This is a genomic window from Pseudonocardia humida (genome assembly GCF_023898865.1).
GTDB lineage: Bacteria > Actinomycetota > Actinomycetes > Mycobacteriales > Pseudonocardiaceae > Pseudonocardia > Pseudonocardia humida.
Map to the genome: position 1 here is coordinate 32,709 of NZ_JAGSOV010000025.1, position 17,911 is coordinate 50,619.

Annotated in this window: 17 protein-coding genes and 1 pseudogene; 15 read left to right on the forward strand and 3 right to left on the reverse strand. The window is 75.2% G+C overall.

Annotation, left to right across the window (positions count from 1 at the left end):
• Positions 1-176 precede the first annotated feature (176 nt).
• The 12 genes from murG (at position 177) to KDL28_RS12805 (ending at position 13,901) form a co-directional block, all read left to right on the forward strand.
• On the forward strand, positions 177-1,310 hold the full coding sequence (murG, locus tag KDL28_RS12750; RefSeq protein ID WP_252438249.1) for an undecaprenyldiphospho-muramoylpentapeptide beta-N-acetylglucosaminyltransferase: 1,134 nt from the start codon (positions 177-179) through the stop codon (positions 1,308-1,310).
• Positions 1,307-2,779 carry a UDP-N-acetylmuramate--L-alanine ligase gene (murC, locus tag KDL28_RS12755; protein ID WP_256501400.1) on the forward strand — a complete coding sequence of 491 codons (1,473 nt, stop codon included), beginning with the start codon at positions 1,307-1,309 and terminating at the stop codon, positions 2,777-2,779. The genes murG and murC overlap by 4 nt, the downstream gene beginning before the upstream one ends.
• The gene (locus KDL28_RS12760; protein WP_252438100.1) at positions 2,776-3,594 is read left to right on the forward strand and encodes a cell division protein FtsQ/DivIB; all 819 of its coding nucleotides are present in this window, start codon (positions 2,776-2,778) and stop codon (positions 3,592-3,594) included. Before murC ends, KDL28_RS12760 begins: the two co-directional genes overlap by 4 nt.
• A gap of 167 nt (positions 3,595-3,761) precedes the next feature.
• The gene (gene ftsZ, locus KDL28_RS12765) at positions 3,762-5,237 is read left to right on the forward strand and encodes a cell division protein FtsZ (protein ID WP_252438102.1); all 1,476 of its coding nucleotides are present in this window, start codon (positions 3,762-3,764) and stop codon (positions 5,235-5,237) included.
• A 20-nt stretch (positions 5,238-5,257) separates the two neighbouring features.
• Positions 5,258-5,971 (forward strand): peptidoglycan editing factor PgeF, encoded by a 714-nt coding sequence (gene pgeF, locus KDL28_RS12770; RefSeq protein ID WP_252438104.1) that lies wholly within the window; start codon positions 5,258-5,260, stop codon positions 5,969-5,971.
• Entirely contained in the window at positions 5,968-6,714 is a 747-nt protein-coding gene (locus KDL28_RS12775) for a YggS family pyridoxal phosphate-dependent enzyme (protein ID WP_252438106.1), read from the forward strand. The genes pgeF and KDL28_RS12775 overlap by 4 nt, the downstream gene beginning before the upstream one ends.
• Positions 6,715-6,767: 53 nt before the next feature.
• Positions 6,768-7,598, forward strand: a complete 831-nt coding sequence (locus KDL28_RS12780) for a cell division protein SepF (protein ID WP_252438108.1) — start codon at positions 6,768-6,770, stop codon at positions 7,596-7,598.
• Positions 7,599-7,602: 4 nt separating this feature from the next.
• Positions 7,603-7,896, forward strand: coding sequence for a YggT family protein (locus KDL28_RS12785; protein ID WP_214406485.1), 294 nt, complete (start codon positions 7,603-7,605; stop codon positions 7,894-7,896).
• 48 nt (positions 7,897-7,944) lie between these two features.
• The gene (gene wag31, locus KDL28_RS12790) at positions 7,945-8,820 is read left to right on the forward strand and encodes a DivIVA-like cell division protein Wag31 (protein ID WP_252438110.1); all 876 of its coding nucleotides are present in this window, start codon (positions 7,945-7,947) and stop codon (positions 8,818-8,820) included.
• A gap of 66 nt (positions 8,821-8,886) precedes the next feature.
• Entirely contained in the window at positions 8,887-10,068 is a 1,182-nt protein-coding gene (locus KDL28_RS12795; RefSeq protein ID WP_252438112.1) for a hypothetical protein, read from the forward strand.
• Positions 10,069-10,380: 312 nt separating this feature from the next.
• Complete coding sequence (gene ileS, locus KDL28_RS12800) at positions 10,381-13,596, forward strand: isoleucine--tRNA ligase (protein ID WP_252438114.1); 3,216 nt, start codon at positions 10,381-10,383, stop codon at positions 13,594-13,596.
• A 17-nt stretch (positions 13,597-13,613) separates the two neighbouring features.
• Positions 13,614-13,901 carry a DUF167 family protein gene (locus KDL28_RS12805; protein ID WP_252438116.1) on the forward strand — a complete coding sequence of 96 codons (288 nt, stop codon included), beginning with the start codon at positions 13,614-13,616 and terminating at the stop codon, positions 13,899-13,901.
• Positions 13,902-13,964: 63 nt separating this feature from the next.
• Here the strand turns inward: KDL28_RS12805 and KDL28_RS12810 are convergent, their stop codons facing one another.
• A complete protein-coding gene (locus KDL28_RS12810; protein ID WP_252438118.1) occupies positions 13,965-14,330 on the reverse strand; it encodes an excisionase in 366 nt (121 codons plus the stop codon).
• A gap of 73 nt (positions 14,331-14,403) precedes the next feature.
• On the opposite strand from KDL28_RS12810, the pseudogene KDL28_RS42450 reads away from it, so the two are divergent.
• The 3 genes and pseudogenes from KDL28_RS42450 to KDL28_RS12830 form a co-directional block, all read left to right on the forward strand.
• Positions 14,404-14,770 (forward strand): annotated as a pseudogene (locus KDL28_RS42450) (Clp protease N-terminal domain-containing protein); the annotation flags it as partial.
• A 32-nt stretch (positions 14,771-14,802) separates the two neighbouring features.
• Positions 14,803-15,354: a Clp protease N-terminal domain-containing protein gene (locus tag KDL28_RS12825; protein WP_504967675.1), complete on the forward strand. Its 552-nt coding sequence runs from the start codon at positions 14,803-14,805 to the stop codon at positions 15,352-15,354.
• A 209-nt stretch (positions 15,355-15,563) separates the two neighbouring features.
• A complete protein-coding gene (locus KDL28_RS12830; protein ID WP_252438120.1) occupies positions 15,564-16,325 on the forward strand; it encodes a class I SAM-dependent methyltransferase in 762 nt (253 codons plus the stop codon).
• On the opposite strand, the gene KDL28_RS12835 is transcribed toward KDL28_RS12830, so the two are convergent.
• Positions 16,312-17,205: a DUF4097 family beta strand repeat-containing protein gene (locus KDL28_RS12835; protein WP_252438122.1), complete on the reverse strand. Its 894-nt coding sequence runs from the start codon at positions 17,203-17,205 to the stop codon at positions 16,312-16,314. The two genes, KDL28_RS12830 and KDL28_RS12835, sit on opposite strands and share 14 nt — an antisense overlap.
• Positions 17,202-17,876 (reverse strand): response regulator, encoded by a 675-nt coding sequence (locus KDL28_RS12840; protein WP_252438124.1) that lies wholly within the window; start codon positions 17,874-17,876, stop codon positions 17,202-17,204. Before KDL28_RS12840 ends, KDL28_RS12835 begins: the two co-directional genes overlap by 4 nt.
• Positions 17,877-17,911 lie beyond the last annotated feature (35 nt).

The following is a 17,911-nucleotide window of genomic DNA, read 5'->3' on the forward strand; positions in this document are numbered from 1 at the left end:
GCCCGCGCAGCGCCGACCGAGCGTCAGCGAGGGAGAGCGATGAGCGAGCTTGCGAGCGACTTGTCAGTACGGCACTGCGTGACTGTTCGACACTGCATGACTGTTCGACCTAGCCTCAGCGGGGGAGTGTGGTGAACCAGCCCGGGATGAACCGGCCGGGGATGCCCGAGCCGGCGATGAACGAGCTGACCCAGCGGTTCGACGTCGGGAGCCGGGCTCCCGGCAAGAGCGCTCGCGGTCCGTCGGTGGTGATCGCCGGCGGCGGCAGCGCCGGGCACATCGAGCCCGCGCTGGCCTTCGCCGACGCGGTCGTCCGGCTGGTGCCCGGGGCGCGGATCACCGCGCTGGGCACCGAACGCGGGCTGGACACCACGCTGATCCCGGCCCGCGGCTACCCCCTGGAGCTGATCCCGCCGGTGCCGCTGCCCCGCAGGCCCAGCGGCGACCTGCTCAAGCTGCCCGGCCGGGTGCGCGGGGCCGTCGGGCGGGTCCGCGAGGTGCTCGCCGCGGTCGACGCCGACCTGGTCGTCGGGTTCGGCGGCTACGTGGCGCTGCCGGCCTACCTGGGCGCCCGCGGTCGGGTGCCGATCGTCGTGCACGAGGCCAACGCGCGCGCCGGGCTGGCCAACAAGGTCGGGGCGCGGTTCGCCGACCGGGTCGCCGCCGCCGTCCCGGGCAGCGGGCTGTCGGCCGCCGAGGTCGTCGGCATCCCGCTGCGCCGCTCGGTCACCACGCTGGACCGCCCCGGTCTGCGGCTGCGCGCCCGGCACCTGTTCGGGCTGCCCCGCGGCGAGCCGGTGCTGCTGGTCTTCGGCGGCAGCCAGGGCGCCCGGACGCTGAACACGGCGCTGGCCGCCGCGCTGCCCCGGCTGCGCCGCGCCGGCATCGCGGTGCTGCACGCCTACGGCAAGAACGGCACGCCCGCCGACCCGATGCCGGGCTACGTCGGGCTGCCCTACATCGACCAGATGCACATGGCCTACGCCGCCGCGGACGCGGTGCTCGGGCGGGCGGGCGCGATGACGGTGGCCGAGGTGTCGGCCGTCGGGCTGCCCGCGGTCTACGTGCCGCTGCCGCACGGCAACGGCGAGCAGGCCCTCAACGCCCAGCCCGTGGTCGACGCGGGCGGCGGGCTGCTCGTCCCGGACGACCAGCTCACCGGGGAGCGGGTCGTCGACGAGCTGGCCCCCCTGCTGACCAACCCCGCTCGGCTGCTGGCCATGGGCCGCGCGGCGCGGGCGTCCGGGCACGCCGACGCCGACGAGCGACTGGCCCGGATGGCCCTCGACGTGCTGGCGGTGCGCGCATGAACCCCACGACCGAATCGCCTGCGCCCTCCTCGGCGGAGCGGTCCGCGGCCGCCCAGCCGGGCCTCGGCGCGGGCAGCAGGGTCCACCTGATCGGGATCGGCGGTGCGGGCATGAGCGGGATCGCCCGGATCCTGCTGGCCAGGGGAGCGGCGGTGTCCGGGTCCGACGCCAAGGAGTCGGGCACGGTGCTCGCCCTGCGCGCGCTCGGGGCCCGCATCGAGATCGGTCACGACCCCGCCCACCTGCCGCCCGACGAGCCCGGCGCGGCCCCGGCGACGGTGGTCGTGTCCAGCGCCATCCGGGAGGGCAACCCCGAGCTGGCCGCGGCCCGCGGCCGCGGGCTGGCGGTGCTGCACCGGTCGCGGGCGCTGGCCGCGCTGACCGCGGGGCGCAGGCTCGCCGCGGTCACCGGTACGGCGGGCAAGACCTCGACCACCTCGATGCTGACCGTGGCCCTGCAGCACTGCGGGCTCGACCCGTCCTTCGCCATCGGCGGCGACCTGGCCACCTCCGGTTCGGGGGCGCACGAGGGCACCGGCGACGTGTTCGTCGCCGAGGCCGACGAGAGCGACGCGTCGTTCCTGGCGTTCTCGCCCGCGGTGGCGGTGGTCACCAACGTCGAGCCCGACCACCTGGACCACTACGGCACCGCCGAGGCCTACGAGGCGGCGTTCCGCGAGTTCCTCGACCGGATCGTGCCCGGCGGCGTCCTGGTGACCTGCACCGACGACCCCGGCGCCGCGGCGCTGGCCGCCGACGCGCAGGCCCGCGGCGTGCGGGTGCTCGCCTACGGCCGCGGCCCCGGGTGCCACGCCCGGCTGGTCGACTTCCGGCCCGACGGCACCGGCGCCCGGGTGGTGCTGCGCCACGCGGGCGTCGAGCACCTGCTGCGGCTGTCGGTGCCCGGCGAGCACATGGCGCTCAACGCGCTGGCCGCCCTGCTGGCCGCGGTCGAGCTGGGCGCGGACGCCGAGGGCGTGCTGGCCGGGTTGGCGGCGTTCGACGGGGTGCGGCGCCGGTTCGAGTTCCGCGGCCGGGTCGCGGGCGTCGCGGTCTACGACGACTACGCCCACCACCCGGCGAAGGTCGCGGCCCAGCTGCGCGCGGCCCGCGACGTGGCCGGCCCGCTGGGCCGGGTCGTGGTGGCGTTCCAGCCCCACCTGTACTCGCGCACCCGCGACTTCGCCGCCGCGTTCGGCGCCGCGCTCGGGCTGGCCGACGAGGTCGTCGTGCTGGAGGTCTACGGCGCGCGGGAGGACCCCGAGCCCGGGGTCAGCGGCGCGCTCATCGCCGACGCCGTGCCGCTGCCGCCCGATCGGGTGCGGTTCGTCCCCCGGTGGTCGGACGTCCCGGCCGTGGTGGCCGGGCTGGCCACCACCGGCGACCTGGTGGTCACCATGGGGGCGGGTGACGTCACCGTGCTGGCCCCGGAGATCCTGCTGGAGCTGGAGCGGCGGGAGCGAGGGTGACCCGGCCGGGGACGCGGCGGGCGGTCCGGCCCGATCGGGCCGACCGCGGCGAGCGCCCCGCCCGGCCACCGCTGCCCGACGTCTACCGCCGCCGGCGCCGCCTGGCCGGGGTGCTGGTCGGCGCCGTGGTTCTGGTCGGGCTCGGGCTGACCGCCCGGCTGCTGCTCTACGACGCCGGTCTGGCCGACGTCGACCAGGTCGAGGTGGTGCTGACGACGCCGGCCGGCACCCCGGTCGGCGGCGCCGGTCCGGACGCGCCGATGCTCTCCGAGCAGCAGGTCCTCGCCGCCGCCGGGGTGGAGCCGGGCGGCCCGCTGATCGAGGTCGACGTCGACGCGGTGGCCGCCCGGGTGGCCGCGCTGCCCGCCGTCGCCTCGGTCGAGGTGCGCCGAGACTGGCCGCACACCGTCTCCGTACGGGTCGTGCAGCGCACGCCGATCGCCGTCGTGCGGACCGGGGGCGGGCCGGCCCTGGTCGATGGGACGGGCTCGGTGTTCCCCGGTCCCCCGGTGGTCGGGCTGCCCGACCTGGCGGTGTCCGCGCCGGGGCCCGCCGACCCGGCGACACTGGCCGCGGTGGGGGTGCTGGCCGCGCTCCCGGGCGACGTCCGGGTCGATGTGCTGACGGTCACCGGGTCGGTCGACCCGGCAGGCGGGCCGGCTCAGGTCGCGCTCGGGCTCACCGACCAGCGCGAGGTGAGCTGGGGGTCCGCCGAGCGCTCCGCGGACAAGGCGGCGGTGCTCGGCCCGCTGCTCACCCAACCCGGCCGCCTCTACGATGTGACCAGTCCCGACCTGCCCACGATCGAGCGGTGAGCACCCGGTACCGGGGGAGGATCCCGGCCGGGACGTCGGAATGAACCCGGACGGGGGGTTGCCGCTGCGCGGCGCGCCTGCTGGACCGGGAGGGAAGCGCGACCTAGCGTCGTAGACGAAGGCCCGGACCCCCGGGGTCGGACCCGAGCTTGACTGGAAGGTGCGCCATGACGCCCCCCCACAACTACCTGGCCGTCATCAAGGTCGTCGGCATCGGTGGCGGCGGCGTCAACGCCGTCAACCGGATGATCGAGGTCGGCCTCAAGGGCGTCGAGTTCATCGCGGTGAACACCGATGCGCAGGCGCTGCTGATGTCGGACGCCGACGTCAAGCTCGACATCGGCCGCGAGCTCACCCGCGGCCTGGGCGCCGGGGCGAACCCCGAGGTGGGGCGCAAGGCCGCCGAGGACCACAGCGAGGAGATCGAGGAGGTCCTCAAGGGGGCCGACATGGTCTTCGTGACCGCAGGGGAGGGCGGCGGCACCGGCACCGGTGGCGCCCCGGTCGTCGCCTCGATCGCCCGCAAGCTCGGCGCGCTGACCATCGGCGTCGTCACCCGGCCGTTCACCTTCGAGGGTCGCCGCCGGGCCGGGCAGGCCGAAGAGGGCATCACGGCGATGCGCCAGGAGTGCGACACCCTCATCGTCATCCCGAACGACCGGCTGCTGCAGCTCGGCGACGTCGGCGTCTCGCTGATGGACGCCTTCCGCTCGGCCGACGAGGTGCTGCTCTCCGGTGTCCAGGGCATCACCAACCTGATCACCACCCCCGGCCTGATCAACCTGGACTTCGCCGACGTGAAGTCGGTGATGTCCGGGGCGGGCAGCGCGCTGATGGGCATCGGGTCCTCGCGCGGTGAGGGCCGGGCCATCCAGGCCGCGGGCAAGGCGATCAACTCGCCGCTGCTGGAGGCCTCCATGGACGGCGCCCAGGGCGTGCTGCTGTCGATCGCGGGCGGCTCCGACCTCGGCCTGTTCGAGATCAACGAGGCCGCGTCGCTGGTCCAGGAGGCCGCCCACCCCGAGGCGAACATCATCTTCGGAACGGTGATCGACGACTCGCTCGGCGACGAGGTCCGGGTGACCGTGATCGCGGCCGGGTTCGAGGCGGGCGGTCCCACCCACAAGAAGCTCGAGCCCACGGCGTTCCGCTCGACCGAGCGTTCCGACCACGGCGACGGGGCCTCCGGCACGGGCGGCTCCACGGCGCCCGCGCCCGACCCGCCGCGCCAGCCCGCCCAGCAGCCGCCGTCGAACCCGGGCCCGTCCTGGTCGGCCGGTGGCACCTCCACCGCACCGGCGGCCCCGTCCGCGCAGTCCCAGGGGTCAGCGCCGGCGTCCGGCGGCGGCCTCGTCGGCTACGTCGGCCCGGCCAACGGCCACACCGGTCGCGGCTACCCCGCGGGCAACGGCACCGCGGGCCAGGGTGCCCACGGCGGCGCCCACCAGACCGGCACCCTGCCGCCGGCGGCCCCGAGCGACCCGTACTCCCCGCCGCAGCACCGGCGCAGCGACTCCCGCACCGACGGCGCCGACACCGGGCCGCACCCGGTCGCGCCGTCCCAGCCCGCGTTCACCCGCCAGGTCGAGACCCACGACGACCTGGACGACGACGTGGACGTGCCGCCCTTCATGAAGCGCTGAGCCGCCGTGCGGATCACCCGGTGACCGCGCGCGTCCGACGCGTCGTCACGACCCGTGCGGGCGGTCGCTCGACCGGTTCGTACAGCTCGTTCAACCTGTCCGCAGGCGTCGGCGACGACCCGGGCGCGGTGACCGCGAACCGCGCCCGGCTGGCCCGAGAGCTGGGCGCGCCGGTGGTGTTCCTGGAGCAGGTGCACGGCACGACCGTCGCCGTCGTGGACGCGCCGCCACGGCCGGGGGAGCCGGACCGCCCGGCGACCGACGCCGTGGTGACCGCGCTGCCCGGGGTCGCGGTGGCCGTGCTGTCGGCCGACTGCGTCCCGGTGCTGCTGGCCGACCCGGGCGCCGGCGTGGTCGGCGCCGCGCACGCCGGGCGGGTCGGCGCGGCCGCCGGGGTCGTCCCGGCCGTCGTGCGGGCGATGACGGACCTGGGCGCCCGGGTGGGCGCGATCGAGGTGCTGCTCGGCCCCGCGATCTGCGGGGGCTGCTACGAGGTGCCGGCGCCGATGCGGGCCCAGGTCGACGCCCGCCTGCCGGGCAGCGCGGTGCGCACCCGCCGCGGCACACCCGGCCTCGACCTGCGCGCCGGCCTCTACCACCAGCTCACCGGGCTCGGGGTCGCCCGCATCGGCGGCGACCCGCGCTGCACCTTCGAGGACCGCGACCTCTACAGCCACCGCCGTCAGCCCGGCACCGGGCGGCTGGCCGCCGTCACCTGGCTGGATCCGTCGTGAGCGCGCCCGGCGCCGGTGCGGCCCGGGCGGAGGAGTTCGCCACCCGGCTGGCCGCGGTGCGGACGCGGATCGCCGAGGCCTGCCGGGCGGCCGGCCGCGACCCCGCGGAGGTCGAGCTGGTCGCGGTGACCAAGACCGTGCCCGCCGAGGACGTCGCCCTGCTGCTCGACCTCGGGCTGGAGACCTTCGGGGAGAACCGGGTGCAGGAGGCCGGGGCCAAGGTCGAGCGGGTCGCCGAGCTGCGCCCGGCCGCCCGCCCCCGCTGGAGCCTGGTCGGCGGGCTGCAGCGGAACAAGGCGGCCGCGGCCGCCCGTTGGGCCGACCGGGTGGAATCCGTGGACTCGATCAGGGTGGCCGACGCCCTCGACCGCGCCGTCCGCCGCCTGCTGGAGACCGGCGGGCGCGCGGCGCCGCTGCCCGTGCTGCTCCAGTTCAGCGTCGACGGCGACCCCCGTCGGGGCGGCGTCCCCGCCGCCGACCTCGAACCGCTCGCCGAACACGTCGCCCGGTGCGGTGGATTGCAGCTTCGGGGGGTTATGGCGGTGGCACCACTGGGTATGGAGCAGGACCGGGCATTCTCGGCCGTCGCGACGGCGGCCAACCGCGTCCGAACGCGGTTTCCGCAGGCCAACACCTTGTCGGCGGGGATGAGCGGGGACTTCGAGTCCGCCATCAGGCATGGTTCGGACGTGGTGCGTGTCGGTACGGCCCTGGTGGGCGATCGACCGTTAGCCTCGCCGTGACGGCCGTTCGTGGGGGCTCGCCGGCCGTCGAGTGACGAGGATTGGGAGCGCGGATGGGCACGATGTACCGGCTCAAGGCCTACTTCGGCATGGTGCCCGCCGAGGAGCTGACCGAGTACGTGGACGAGCCGCTCGACCGCTACCCGGCTCCGCGCCGCTCGCGGGACGACGAGGACCGCTGGGCCGAGCGCAGGCGCCCTGACCAGCACCGCTCCGACCCGCGCCGCGACGACCCGCGCTGGGAGGACAAGCGCTGGGCCGAGCCCGGCTGGGACGAGCGCCGCCGCGACTCCGCCACCTGGGACGACGGCCACTGGGACGACGACCGGTACCCGGACGACGACCACGGGTCGGAGCCGACCCGATCCGACGACCCCCGTCGCGGTGATCTCCCGCGCGACGAGCGGGGCCCGCGGCGCCCGTCCCGCCCGTCGGTGGTCCCGGACCGCAGGCGGCCGGTGAGCGCGGCGTCCTCGCCGGTCAGGGGCGCGCTGGCGATCGACACCGACACCGTGGCCGTCCCCGAGCCGGTCCGGGCGGTGGTGCCGGTCGCCGCGGTGCCCGGTCCGGTCGGCGCGGCCGAGGCACGCGATCGGGTGGCCACGCTGGCCCGCATCACCACGCTGTCACCGCGCAGCTACAAGGAGGCGCGCACGATCGGTGAGCGGTACCGCGACGGCCAGCCGGTGATCATGAACCTCACCGAGCTGGACGCCGCGGACGCCAAGCGCCTGGTCGACTTCGCCGCCGGCCTGGCCTTCGCCCTGCGCGGCGGGTTCGACAAGATCGCCACCCGGGTGTTCCTGCTCACCCCCGCCGACGTGGAGGTTTCCGCCGACGACGCCCGGAAACTCGCAGAACGCGGTCTCTTCCGCCAGGATTGAGCCCGTGTCCCTCGCCATCCAGTTCGTGCTCTACTACCTGCTGTTCTTCTTCTGGCTCCTGCTCATCGGCCGGATCGTGGTGGAGCTCGTACGCAGCTTCGCCCGCCAGTGGGTGCCGGCCGGCCCGAGCGCGGTCGCGCTGGAGTTGATCTTCACGGCGACCGACCCTCCGGTGAAGCTGTTGCGGAGAGTGATCCCGGTCGTGCGGATCGGCGGCGTGGGACTAGACCTGTCGATTATGGTTCTGCTGCTGGTGGTGTTCATACTGATGAACGTTGCCCAGCCGACGCCGCTGTGAGCCCCAGTCACAGGGTGCCGCCGCCGAGGAACTGCATGAGGTGATCCGATGCCGCTGACGCCCGCCGACGTCCACAACGTCGCGTTCAGCAAGCCCCCGATAGGGAAAAGGGGGTACAACGAGGACGAGGTCGACGCGTTCCTCGATCTTGTCGAGGCCGAGCTGGCCCGACTGATCGAGGAGAACGAAGACCTCCGCGAGCAGATGTCCCAGCTCGAGCAGCGCCTCGGCAACGCCCAGGCCGACCTGGAGGACGCCCGTTCGCGTCCACCGGCGGCCGGGATGGGAGGGCAGGGCGTCGCCCCGCCCACCCAGCAGATCCAGCGCCAGGTCGAGCCACCACCCATGCGCATGGAGCAGACACGCGCGATGGGTGGGCCCGGGATGGGCGACATGGGCGGTGACGGCGGTGGCGACAGCCACATGCAGGTCGCCAAGGTCCTCAGCATGGCCCAGGAGATGGCCGAGCGGCTCACCGCCGAGGCCAAGTCCGAGGCCGACACGATGCTGAGCGACGCCCGGTCGAAGTCCGAGCAGCTGCTGTCCGAGGCCCGGAGCAAGTCCGACGGCCTGGTCAACGACGCCCGCTCGCGCGCGGAGACGATGCTCAACGACGCCCGCACGCGGGCCGAGACCCTCGAGCGCCAGTCCCGCGACAAGGCCGCCACGCTGGTCGGCGACGCCGAGCGCAAGCAGGCCGAGATCATCGGCACGATCACCCGCGACAAGTCGGTCCTCGAGAAGAAGATCGACGAGCTGCGGACGTTCGAACGCGAGTACCGCACCCGGTTGAAGACCTACCTCGAGACCCAGCTCAGGGACCTCGGGGACCGGGCGTCCGCCGCTCCGTCAGACAGCAGGGGCAGCGCCAACGGGGGGTACGCGTCCACCGGCTACGGTCAACGCGCCGACGCCGGCAGCTGAGTCTCGCGAACGATCTCGCGGCGGTGCCGGTGTCCGCACCGGTGTCCGCCGTCCACGGAGTAGAACGTGCTGCTGCTGGTCCTGATCCTCATCCTGATCGCCTTCGGGTTGCTCGTGGTCGCGCTGCTCACCGGCAGCGTGCTGTGGGCCTGGGTGTCCGTGGCGGTGAGCGCCGTCGCGGCACTGGTCCTGGTGGTCGACGCCCTCCAGCGGCGGGCGGCGCTGCGGGCCGGTGCCCAGGCGGAGGCGTCGTCGCAGGACCGGTCCGTGCGCCAGCGGTCGTACCCGGCCCCGGATCCGGCCGTGCCGGAGCCGGTCACCGAGATCCTCCCGGTGGTCCCGCCGGGAGGCGGTCGGTCCGTGCGCGGCGAGGCGCCCGTGCCGGAGGTCGAACCGCAGGTGGTCCCGCCGGCCCCACCCCAGCGGGAACCCGTGTCCGAGCAGGCCGCGGCCAGCCAGCGAACGCAGGTGATGGGTCCGGTTCAACCGCCCGGCTCTGAAGCGCGACCGCCCGGCGCTGCCGGCCCACCGGCTCCTCCGGGACATAGCGCATCACCGAGCGTGACCGGATCCGGGGCCGAAGAGGCCCGGGAGGCGGTCGCGGCGAAGCTCGACAAGCCCACCGGTGCGTCCAGCGGCGACACCCCGGACGAACCCGCGGCGGGCGCCCCACCGTCCGGCGAGGGTGGTGCCTCGGGGGCCGCGGGCGGCGGTGCGGGCAACGAGCCGACGGTCGTCGTGCGCGCACACGGCAGCACCAAGGGCTCCGCATCCACGCAGGGCCCCGCGTCCGCCCAGCCCGCCGAGGAGTCCGAGGGCGACAGCGGCGGCGGTGGCGACGACGCCACCTCCGAGCCGGCGAGCGGGGCCACCGCGGTCGCGGGGTCCGGCCCCGCGGCGGCCGGCGCCGAGGCGGCCCCACCCGCCGACGGCGCCGCGACGTCGTCCGGGCCCACCGAGCAGGCAGGCACCCCGGCGGAGCAGCCGGCCGGTGAGCCCCCGGCCGACAGCGACCCTCCCGAGGAGACCCGCGAGCCCGCCGTCTCGGCGGTGGTCGCGCTGCTGCCCGACGAGGTCCTGGTCGTCGACGAGCAGCCCCGCTACCACGTGAGCGGCTGCCGGGCCCTGGCCGCCAGGCCCACCATCCCGCTGCCCGCGCGGGAGGCCGTGGAACTGGGCTTCACGCCGTGCGGTTGGTGCAGTCCCGACCGCACGCTGGCCGAGCGCCACCCCGCCCGCGCCCAGTAGCCGTCCCACCGGGGTCCCGTCGGCCGTCCCAGCGGTCGGCGGGGACGCCCGGCGCAATCCGGTGGCGCGCCGCGGCTATCCTGGTGTGCACAGGCACCGATCCGGCCATCACCGGGGAGCCTCCGGAAGAAACGGGCCCACCCGCGCGGGGCGGCCCGGAGTAGAACCGGACGGGTACGGCCCGTCACAGCCGCCGAACGAGAGGCCGTCCGCGAGCCGCACCACGTGCGGGGACGGCAAGCGGGGTGGTACCGCGGCGCGCGAGCGTCGTCCCCGTGCGCACCGATCAGGCACGCACGAGGAGCACCACCGATGACCGCGAGCCCAGAGACCAGCCCGGCGACCAGCGGCGGGTCCGGCTACCCCGCCGTCCCGGCGCACCCGTCGTTCCCGGCGCTGGAGCAGGAGGTCCTGGCCTCCTGGGAGACCGACCGCACCTTCCAGGCCTCGGTCGAGGCCCGGCCGGCCGGGGAGAACGGCGGCAACGAGTTCGTCTTCTACGACGGCCCGCCCTTCGCCAACGGCCTGCCGCACTACGGCCACCTGCTGACCGGCTACGTCAAGGACGTCGTCCCGCGGTACCAGACCATGCGGGGCAAGCACGTCGAGCGCCGGTTCGGCTGGGACACCCACGGCATGCCCGCCGAGACCGAGACCGAGAAGCAGCTCGGCCTCAAGGACAAGTCCGAGATCGACGCCATGGGCGTGGCCGCGTTCAACGAGGCCTGCCGCGAGTCGGTCCTGCGCTACACCGACGAGTGGCGCGCGTACGTCACCCGCCAGGCCCGCTGGGTCGACTTCGACAACGACTACAAGACGCTCGACCTGGACTACATGGAAAGCGTCATGTGGGCCTTCAAGACCCTGTGGGACAAGGGCCTGGTCTACCAGGGCTTCCGCGTCCTCTGGTACTGCTGGCACGACGGCACGCCGCTGTCGGCCACCGAGACCAAGATGGACGACGTCTACCAGCCGCGCCAGGACCCGGCGGTCACCGTCGGGCTGCGGCTGCGGGCCCCCGGCACCGACCTGGACGGCGTGCTCGCGCTGATCTGGACGACCACCCCGTGGACGCTGCCGTCCAACCTGGCCATGGCCGTGCACCCGGACGTGGAGTACGCCCTGGTCGAGGCGACGGGCGGCGACAACGCCGGCACGCGCTACCTGCTGGCCTCGGCCCGGGTCGGCGCCTACGCCCGCGAGCTGGGCGAGGAGCCGACCGTGCTGCGCACCTACACGGGCGCCGAGCTGGTCGGCACCGCCTACACCCCGCCGTTCGACTTCTTCGCCGGCTGGGAGAACGCCCACCGGGTGCTCACCGCGCCCTACGTCACCACCGAGGACGGCACCGGCATCGTGCACATCGCGCCGGCCTTCGGTGAGGAGGACAAGGTCGTCACCGACGCCGCCGGGATCGAGGCGGTCGTGCCGGTCGACACCCGCGGCGAGTTCGACTCCCGCGTGCCCCCGTACGAGGGGATGCAGGTCTTCGACGCCAACCCGCACATCATCGCCGACCTCAAGCGCGGCGCCGGGCACGCGCACGGCGTGCTGCTGCGCCACGAGACCTACGACCACCCGTACCCGCACTGCTGGCGGTGCGGCAACCCGCTCATCCAGCGTGCGGTCGACTCGTGGTTCGTGCAGGTCACGGCGTTCCGCGAGCGGATGGTCGAGCTGAACAAGCAGATCACCTGGGTGCCAGAGCACATCCGCGACGGCCAGTTCGGCAAGTGGCTGGAGGGCGCGATCGACTGGTCGATCTCGCGCAACCGGTACTGGGGGAGCCCGATCCCGGTGTGGGTCTCCGACGACCCCGCGTACCCGCGGACGGACGTGTACGGCTCGCTCGACGAGCTGGAGCGCGACTTCGGCGTGCGCCCGACCGACCTGCACCGGCCCTACGTCGACGACCTCACCCGGCCCAACCCGGACGACCCGACCGGGAAGTCCACCATGCGCCGGGTGCCGGAGGTGCTCGACTGCTGGTTCGAGTCGGGCTCGATGCCGTTCGCCCAGGTGCACTACCCGTTCGAGAACCGCGACTGGTTCGACCACCACTACCCGGGCGACTTCATCGTCGAGTACAACGGGCAGACCCGCGGCTGGTTCTACACGCTGCACGTGCTGGCCACGGCGCTGTTCGACCGGCCGTCGTTCCGGTCCTGCGTGGCGCACGGCATCGTGCTGGGCGACGACGGGCTCAAGATGAGCAAGTCGCGCAAGAACTACCCGGACGTCGACGAGGTCTTCTCGCGCGACGGCTCGGACGCCATGCGCTGGTTCCTGATGGCCTCGCCGATCCTGCGCGGGGGCAACCTGGTCGTCACCGAGCAGGGCATCCGGGAGGGCGTGCGGCAGGCGATCCTGCCGCTGTGGAACACCTGGTACTTCCTGTCGCTGTACGCCAGGGCGGCCGGGCGCTCCGGGGAGTTCCGCACCGACTCGGCGCACGTGCTCGACCGGTACGTGCTGGCCCGCACGGCGGCGCTGGTCGACGACGTCACCGCGGCGATGGACGTGTACGACATCGCCGGGGCGTGCGAGCGGGTGCGCGACCACGCCGAGGCGCTCACCAACTGGTACGTGCGCCGCTCCCGGGAGCGGTTCTGGGGCGGCGACGCCGACGCGATCGACACCCTGCACACCGTGCTGGAGGTCACCGCGCGGGTCGCGGCCCCGCTGCTGCCGCTGACGATGGAGCGGGTCTGGCAGGGGCTCACCGGCGACCGCTCGGTGCACCTGGCCGACTGGCCGGCGGGCGACCTGCTGCCGCACGACGCCGACCTGGTCGCGGCCATGGACCGGGTCCGCCAGGTGGCCTCCACCGCGCTGTCGCTGCGCAAGTCGGCCGGGCTGCGGGTGCGGCTGCCGCTGGCCGCCCTGACCGTGGCCGCCGCGGACGTCGAGTCGCTGCGCCCGTTCACCGACATCCTGCGCGACGAGGTCAACGTCAAGGAGGTCGTGCTGACCACCGACGTGGCCGCGCACGGCCGGTTCGAGGTGGCGGTCAACGCCCGGGCGTGCGGCCCGCGCCTGGGCGGCGACACCCAGAAGGTGATCCGGGCGGTCAAGGCGGGCGAGTGGACGGCCAACCCCGACGGCACGGTCACCGCGGGTGGCATCGACCTGCTGGCGGGGGAGTTCACCGAGCGGCTGGTGCCCGCCGAGGGTGGTGCCGGATCGAAGGGGGCCACGGCGGCCCTGCCCGGCTCCACCGGCCTGGTGGTGCTGGACACCGACGTCACCCCGGAGCTGGCCGCGGAGGGCACCGCGAAGGACGCCGTCCGGCTGGTCCAGCAGGCCCGCCGCGACGCCGGCCTGGACGTGTCCGACCGCATCCGGCTCACCCTGCACGCCGCCGACGCGGTGCTCGACGCCGTGCGCACCCACCAGGCGTTCCTGACGGGGGAGGTGCTCGCCACCGACGTCGTGCTGGCGGAGGTGGCCGCGCCCACCCTGGTCGGCTCGGTCACCGACCCGGCGGGCAGGTCCGCCGACCTCCGGGTGCTGGTCGAGCGCGCCTGACCCGGGACCGGGCACCGGTGCGGATCGCCGTCCGGGTGCGGCCCGGCGCGGCCGCCGACCGGGTCGGCGGCCGCTGGGACGGCCCCCGCGGGCCCGCACTGCTCGTCGCGGTGCGGGCCCGCGCGGTCGAGGGGGCGGCGAACGCGGCGGTGGTGGCCGCGCTCGCCGCCGCCTTCGCCCTGCCCCGCTCCGCGGTGGCGATCGCCGTCGGGGGGCGGGGCCGCGACAAGCTCGTCCACCTCGACGGCGACCCGGAGGCCCTGGCCGCGCGGCTCACCGCGCTGCTGGCCACGAGCCACGGGTGACCGACGGGGCCGGCTGCGGTCGTCCGCCGGCCGGCGCGCCCCCGGGCACGTCGGGGGTCCCCGCTACCCCGCCCGACCGCGGGCCTCCAGCGCGGCCAGCCGGATCTCCAGCCGGTCGACCTGGCCGCGCAGCATCGCGACCTGGGCCTCCAGGCTGATCTCCCGCTCGGCCCGGCGGCGGATCCGGGCCGAGCGCTCGGCCCGGTCGAGCACGGCCTCCAGCGGCACCAGCCGCTGCGGTCCGTGCGGTCCGTCGACCAGCCGGGAGCTGATCTCCCCGCCGCGGTACCACGACCGCAGCGCGGACCGGGACACGCCGGCCTGCCGCTCCGCCTCGGCGAGCGGCACCCAGGTGGTGCCGGTCGCCCTGGCCAGCAGGTCGAGCTCGGCGCGCCAGGCCTCGAGCCGGGCCTCCCATTCGCCCTCCACGGCGGACCTCCCTGTCACAGCACCCCTTACCCTATCAATAGCATGGTATTGACAGGGTCAGGAGCATAGAAGCATGTTCGAACGGTTCACGGGCGAGGCCCGTCAGGTCGTCGTACTGGCCCAGGAGAAGGCTCGGGAGCTGAGCCACCACCACATCGGCACCGAGCACGTGCTGCTCGCGCTCCTGGCCCAGGAGTCCTCGCCGGTCCGGCAAGGACTCCTGGGCCTGGGGCTGAGCCCGGACACCGCGCTCAAGTTCGTCCTGGAGAACGTCCCGCGGGGCGCCACCCCGCCGCCCGGGCACATCCCGTTCACCCCGCGGGCCAAGAAGGTCATGGAGCTGTCGCTGCGGGAGGCGCTCAACCGCCACGACGAGCACATCGGCCCCGAGCACCTGCTGCTCGGGCTGGTGGCCGAGGGCAGGGGCGTCGCCGGCCACATCCTGCTGAGCGACGGGCGCACGGCCGACCAGATCCGCCAGGCCGTCGCCCCGAGCCGGAGCGCCTCCGCCGCCTCGTCCCCGCCCCGCCACACCCCGGCCGCCGACGAGGTACTGGCCCGCGCCGAGGCGCTCGCCGTCGGAGCGCCGGTCGGCACCCAGCACCTGCTGGAGGCGCTGATGAGGACCTCGACCGGGGTGGCCGGCCAGGTGCTGGCCGACCTGGGGGTCACCGATGAGTCCCTCAGCACCCTGATCGACGACCTGGACGTCGCGGGCACCGGCGACAGCACCCCGGAACTGGCCGCCGCGGCGGCCATGACGCTCACCGTGGACGGCGGCACCGCCGTCCTCACCACCACCGAGCCGGACGCGGTCGCCCGGATCGCCGCCCTGGTCGAGCAGGCCGGCGGCCCCCTCACCGGAGAGGGCCCGCTGGCCGGCCCGTTCATCGGGCTGCACCAGGCACTGGAGACCGTGTCCGGCGCGCTCGAGGCGGTGCTCAACGCGCCGGAGCCGGCCGCCGACGAGCCGCCGCCCACCCCGAGCCTGCGCGACCGGCTGCGCCGGCGGCGGACGGGCTAGTGGCCCGTCCAGCAAGGTTGGTGGGGATATCGGTGGATCCAGGTGTTCGCTGGCAAGGCGCCGGTCGGCCCTCGTACCTGGCTGTACTCGGGTCGGCCGGCAACGCAGCCAGCGGGCACCTGGGCCGCCGAGATACCCGGCGAACCTTGCTGGACGGGCCACAAGCTAGGCGCGTGCGCCTCAGCGGCGATCGGTGGAAGGGTGACGGCGTGGGGGACGCGGCGGAGACCTGGGCGCGGCTGCAGCGCGGGCGGGGCATCCCGCCGGAGATCCTGGCCGGGGCGCGGGCGAACCCGTGGCACCACGACCCGGCGCACTTCCAGCCGCCCGACGTGCCTGCCGACACCCCCTCCCGGCGGGCCGCGCTCGACCTGCTCGGGACGGGCGGCAGCGTGCTCGACGTCGGCTGCGGGGGCGGCGACGCCGCGCTCGCGCTGGCCGGGGTGGCGACCGAGGTGGTGGGCGTCGACCAGCAGGCCGACATGCTCGCGGTCTTCGCGACCGCGGCGGCGGCCAGGGGGTTGGCCTTCCGGACGGTCGGGGGCCGCTGGCCCGACGTGGCGGCGGAGGCCGGGACGGCCGACGTCGTGGTGTCGCACCACGTGCTGCACAACGTCGTCGACCTGCCGCCGTTCCTGCTGGCCATGGGGGCCGCCGCGCGGCGCGGGGTCGTCGTGGAGATGCTCGACCGGCACCCGATGGCCTGGCTCGACCCGCTCTGGGAGCGGTTCCACGGCCTGCGCCGACCCCGGCCCGCCACCACCGACGACGCCCTCGCCGTGCTGGCCGAGCTGGGCGTCTCGCCCACCGTCGAGCGCTGGGAGCGCACCGCCCCGCCCCGGCAGGACACCGCCGTGGTCACCCAGCGGCTGTGCCTGCCGCCGGAGCGGGAGCCCGAGGTCGACGCCGCGCTCGACGAGCTCGTTCGGCCCCGGGTGGCGGCCACCCTGAGCTGGCTCAGCCCCCGTTGACCAGCACCGGCTCCGGCGGCACCGGCGGGTCTGGCGGCCGCGGCGGCACCGGGGCGGGCCCGTCGCCGCGGGGGTCGGGCAGGACCAGCGGCCCGGGGAAGGGGTAGGACGTGCGGACCAGGACGTCGCCGCCACCGCTGGTCGCGGTGATCGCGTGCGCCGACGAGGCATCGGTGCGCACGCCGATCCGGGTCTCGCCGTCGATGGCCCAGGAGTCCACCCGGTAGCGCTCGGCGCCGGGGACCCCGACGACGACGTCGCCGCGCTCGGACCACAGCCGCACGTCGCTCGGGGCGGTGTCCATGTCCAGGAAGATGTTGCCGTCGGTCCGCTCGACCACCACCGCGTCGCTGTCGATCTGCACGGCGTTCACGTCGCCGGAATCGCCCCGCACGGTCAGCGGACCGCTCAGGTCCGACAGGAACGTGTCGCCGGAGCGCGCGGTCAGCGCGAGCGCACCGCTCAGCCCGTGCGCGGCCACGTCGCCGGAGCCGACCTCGACCCGCACGGCGAAGTCGCGCGGCACCTCGATCTCGTAGTCGACCCGGCACTCGATCGCCAGCAGGTCCTCGCAGCGCGCGGACAGCAGCACGCCGGCCGCGGTCGACTCGGCGGTCAGCGCGGGCGGCTCCAGGCCGTGCTCGGCGTAGGTGCGCACGTGGACGAGGTCGTCGGGGCTCGCCACCAGCTCGACGTCGCCGACGCCGTTGCGCACGGTCAGCATCGCGACGTCGGAGGCCAGCGAGGTGGTCTGCTCGGTCGTCGACCGGTACCCCTGGGCGATCAGGCTGACCGCCCCCGGCACGACCGCCAGCAGCACGAACACCACCGCGAGCAGCACCAGCGCGCGGCGCGGACGGGTGGGCGCGGGGGCGGTCACGACGCGCTCGCGAGGTAGGCGAGCACGGCCAGCACCCGGCGGTGGTCGGTGGCCGCCACGGGCAGCGCGAACTTGCCGAAGATGGCGCTGACGTGCTTCTCCACGGCGCCCTCCCCGACCCTCAGCGCCTCGGCGATCCCGCTGTTGGAGCGGCCCTCGGCCATCAGCGCCAGCACCTCCCGCTCGCGCGGGGTGAGCCCGGCCAGCGGCTGCGGGCGGCGCGCGCGGGCGAACAGCTGGGACACCACCTCCGGGTCGAGCGCGGTGCCGCCGCCGATCACCCGGCGCAGCGCCTCGACGAAGCTGCCGACGTCGACGACCCGGTCCTTGAGCAGGTAGCCGACGCCGCGGGTGTCGCCGGCGAGCAGCTCGGTGGCGTAGCGCTCCTCGACGTACTGCGACAGCACCAGCACCGCCACCTCCGGCCACCGGGCCCGGATGACCAGGGCGGCGCGCAGGCCCTCGTCGGTGTGCGTCGGCGGCATGCGCACGTCGGCGACCACCACGTCGGGGCGTTCCGCGTCGAGCGCGCGCAGCAGCTCGTCGCCGTCACCGACGGCCGCGGCGACCTCGAAGCCGGTCTCGGCCAGCAGCCGGCACAGGCCCTCGCGCAGCAGGACCGAGTCCTCGGCGACCACGACCCTCGGCGGGCTCGTCGGAGGCGCGTTCACCGCACGGCCTCGCAGGACTCGGCCGGCGCTCCACG